This is a genomic window from Limnohabitans sp., from assembly GCF_017848645.1.
In the GTDB taxonomy this organism is placed as follows: domain Bacteria; phylum Pseudomonadota; class Gammaproteobacteria; order Burkholderiales; family Burkholderiaceae_C; genus Limnohabitans_A.
In genome coordinates this window covers 1-3,618 of record NZ_JAFEIF010000014.1, presented here as the reverse complement: position 1 = coordinate 3,618, position 3,618 = coordinate 1, and the positions used below count along the sequence as shown (strand labels likewise).

4 protein-coding genes are annotated in these 3,618 nt (G+C 64.2%); 1 reads left to right on the top strand and 3 read right to left on the bottom strand.

What is annotated here, in order from left to right:
- Both QZ190_RS04110 and QZ190_RS04105 read right to left on the bottom strand, forming a co-directional pair.
- Positions 1-135, bottom strand: a 135-nt coding sequence (locus tag QZ190_RS04110; protein ID WP_291913801.1) for an ATP-binding cassette domain-containing protein, incomplete at its 3' end; no start/stop codon positions are given.
- 254 nt (positions 136-389) lie between these two features.
- A complete protein-coding gene (locus QZ190_RS04105) occupies positions 390-2,105 on the bottom strand; it encodes a glycerol-3-phosphate dehydrogenase/oxidase (protein ID WP_291913800.1) in 1,716 nt (571 codons plus the stop codon).
- Between the two features lie 126 nt (positions 2,106-2,231).
- On the opposite strand from QZ190_RS04105, the gene QZ190_RS04100 reads away from it, so the two are divergent.
- On the top strand, positions 2,232-3,032 hold the full coding sequence (locus QZ190_RS04100) for a DeoR/GlpR family DNA-binding transcription regulator (protein WP_291913798.1): 801 nt from the start codon (positions 2,232-2,234) through the stop codon (positions 3,030-3,032).
- A 48-nt stretch (positions 3,033-3,080) separates the two neighbouring features.
- Here the strand turns inward: QZ190_RS04100 and QZ190_RS04095 are convergent.
- The coding region (locus QZ190_RS04095) for a zeta toxin family protein (protein WP_291913795.1) at positions 3,081-3,618 on the bottom strand (538 nt) is incomplete at its 5' end.

Genomic DNA, 3,618 nt, shown 5'->3' with positions numbered 1-3,618 from the left:
GGTCGATTTGCCGCAGCCGGAGGGCCCGACAAAAACCACGAACTCGCCGTGCTGAATCTCGAGATCGATGCCGTGGATGACCTGGTTTTTGCCGTCGTAACTCTTTCGGACTTGCTGCAATTGCACGGATGCCATGGGTATGTGTCTTTAAATGAAATAACAAACAACGTCCTTTGCAAGACGTGAATGAATCATAGATGACTTGGATCAATAAAGATCTTGGGGTTATCGCCAACCCACCCACAAAAACACACATCCCAACTCAAAAAATTGAGGCGAAACGGCGACGACTGAACTGAAATTAACAGTAATTCAACAAAAACAATAAAGCACCCCAACCAACCGGGGATCAGCCTTTGCCAGTTGGGCGATGGGCGCGGCGCAAAAAATCAATCGGCCAAGGTGTACCGTTGGCACAGCTCTAAAAACGCATCGAGCCGGGGGTCAAGCCCGGTTTCTTCTTGCAGCAAAGCGGCCACGGCCGGGGCCATGCGGGCCGCTTGCCGGGCATCGAGAAACAGCGCACGCCAACGGCGGGCCAGCATGTCTTCCACCGTCAAGGCCCATTCATGGCGGGCCGCAAAACGCACCATGGCCTCGCTCAGGCCCATGCCCAGATCGTGCCCGGCCCCGGGCAGGCGCAGCACCTCTTCGGCCTCGGTGCCCCACAAATGCAAACCGGGGGCGTCGCCGATACGCGAGTATGCCGCCGAGGCTGAGCTTGTCACAGCACCCACTGGCGGCGCACCCACCAAGCGGTGCAGCGCGGTGTTCACCGGGCTTGAGGCCACGCCCAGGCCTGTGGCCAAGTCGCCATGCTCGGCCAGGGCCTGCATCACTTGCTCGGCCATGCTGCGGTAAGTGGTCCACTTGCCACCCGTCACCGTGACAAAACCCGGGGCTTCGCGGCGAATCAGGTGTTCGCGCGACATTTGGCTGGTCGACCCGCCTGCCGCATCCGCTGCGCCCTGCACCACCAAGGGCCGCAAACCGACCCAGACGCTCAACACATCGGCCCGGCCCAAGCTCACGCCCAGAGACTGGCGGGCTTCTCGAAACAGGAAGTCCAGCTCCTCGGCCATGGGCACGGGCTCTTGAGGCGCGTCGGCGCGGGGGGTGTCGGTGGTGCCGATCACGGTGGCCCCCAGCCAAGGCACAGCAAACAAGACACGGCCATCGGCGGTGCTCGGAATCAGCACCGCCTCGCGAATGGGCAATCGCTCGCGGGCCACCACCAGGTGCACGCCCTGGCTGGCCGTGACCAGCGGCTTGACTGGGGGGCCATCTCTGCTGGTGCCACTGCTGCTGTTGCCGGGCGACATGGCCATCTGGCGCAAACCATCGACCCAGACCCCGGTGGCATTGACCACGCAACGGGCCAGGCCCTCGCGGGTTTGGCCGCTGCGCTCGTCCAGCCACTGCACGCGCCAGCCTTGCGCCTCGCGCTGCAAGCCCGTGACCCGGGCGTGGTTGTGCAAACTGGCCCCGGCGCGGCGGGCCGTCTTGGCCAGTGCCAAGGCCAGGCGGGCGTCTTCAAACTGGGCATCCCAGTAGCGCATGCCCGCCACCCAGGTGCTTTGCGGCGCAGCACTGCCCACTGCGGGTGCAGTGCCACCCGCCACGCCACCGGCCGCATCACCCGGGCAACGCGCCAGCAACTGGCGACGCGACAAGGCCACCGTGCGCCCCAAGCTCCAGCGCCCGGACAGCCATTGGTAAAGTTTCAGGCCCATGCCCGTCCAGGCCCAAGACAGCCAACTGGCTCCGGGCACCACAAAAGACAAAGGCTGCGCCAAATGCGGTGCCAAGGCCAACACCGTGGCGCGTTCGCGCAAGGCCTCGCGCACCAGCCGCCAATGCCCCTGCGCCAGGTAGCGCACGCCGCCGTGCAGCAACTTGGTCGAGCGCGACGAGGTGCCGCAGGCCCAATCGCCCGCTTCCAGCAAGGCCACGCACTGGCCTTGCAGCGCCGCCTGCACGGCCACCCCCAGGCCCGTGGCACCCCCACCGACCACCAACACATCCCATGGGGCATCGGGTTCATTTGGAGCACCGGAGGCGTTCACGCTGGGGGCATCAGAAGACAAAGCGCTTGAATTTTCCACAAATTTTCCTGAAATGATCGAAAAATGTTGTTCTTAATTGACTGTTTTTGATTGTATCGGTGAAATGGTCGGTTTTTGCGCTATTCTGAAGAACTGAGTACTGACCCGGACCTCACAGCGACTGCCATGGCCCTCAATCCCCGACAACTGTCCCTTTTGCAAGCCGTGCGCGAACACGGCAGCGTCAAAACCGAAACCCTGGCCGAACAGCTGGGCATCCCCCTGCAAACCGTGCGGCGCGACCTGCAGCGCCTGACCGAGGCGGCCATGCTGGAGCGCTTTCATGGCGGCGTGCGGGTGGCCGACTCCTCCACACGCAACACCACCTACACCGAGCGCCAACGCACCCAGGCGCAGGCCAAACAAGACATTGCCCGGCAAGTGGCCCAGGCCATCCCCGACGGTGCCAGCCTGTTCATGAACATTGGCACCACCGTCGAGGCCGTGGCCCGCGAACTGCTGCAACACAAAGGCCTGCGCGTGGTGACCAACAACCTGCATGTGGCGCATATCCTCGCGGCCAACCCCCAGTGCGAAGTGCTGGTGGCGGGCGGCACCGTGCGCCACGAAGACCTGGGCGTGGTGGGCGAAGCGGCGCTGGCCTTCATCCGCCAGTTCAAGGTCGACATTGGCCTGATCGGCATCAGCGGCATCGACGCCGACGGCACCCTGCGCGACTACGACCTGCGCGAAGTCATGGTGGCCCGCGCCATCGTGGCCCAGTCACGCCAGGTCTGGCTGGTGGCCGACCACAGCAAATTCGGCCGCCCGGCCATGATCGAAATGGCCCCGCTCCAAGCGGTGCACACCCTGTTCACCGACTTGCCGACCGAGCCTGCGCTGGCGCAGCTCATGAACGATCAGGGGGTGCAGTGCGTGGTGGCGCAAAAAGGGGCCAACACAGCGGATGCACCAGACGCCATCTGAGGCCGCACCAGCGCCCGCGCCCTCCTCTCTCCCTCACGCCAGCCAGAACTACGCAACCAGCGGCGTGGGCGGCTTGGCAGGCTGAACCTTTTTGGCCCAAGCCGGTGGCCGCGCCACCTGCCAATGCCACACCCCATGACGCCAACGGGCCACCAGCTTGGGGCCTGAAATGCCGTGTCGGCCCACGCCCGAGGTGTCGTACAGCAAAGCCAAATCGGCCAAGGGAATGGCGTCGTGCAAATGCCGCAAAGTCCGTGGGTAACGCGCCAAAATGCGCTCGGACGGGACATCGTGACCGCCCTCGGCCACACGCTGCGCCACCCGGCCCAGCAACTGACGCGGGTCATTCACACACACCACCAACAGCACCACGGCAAAACCCGCCGCTCGCGCATCCCGCATCAAAGCCAGTTTGGACGGATGCGAAAACACCGTCTCGCTCACAAACGACTGGCCTTGCGCCAAACAAGCGGCGCGACGCGCATCGGCCCAAGCCCGGGCTTGGGCAGAACGCAGTTCGGGATCGGTGATGTGCTGCAGGGCATGGGCTTCGTGCAGGTCCGCATTCACAAACTCGGCATCGGAC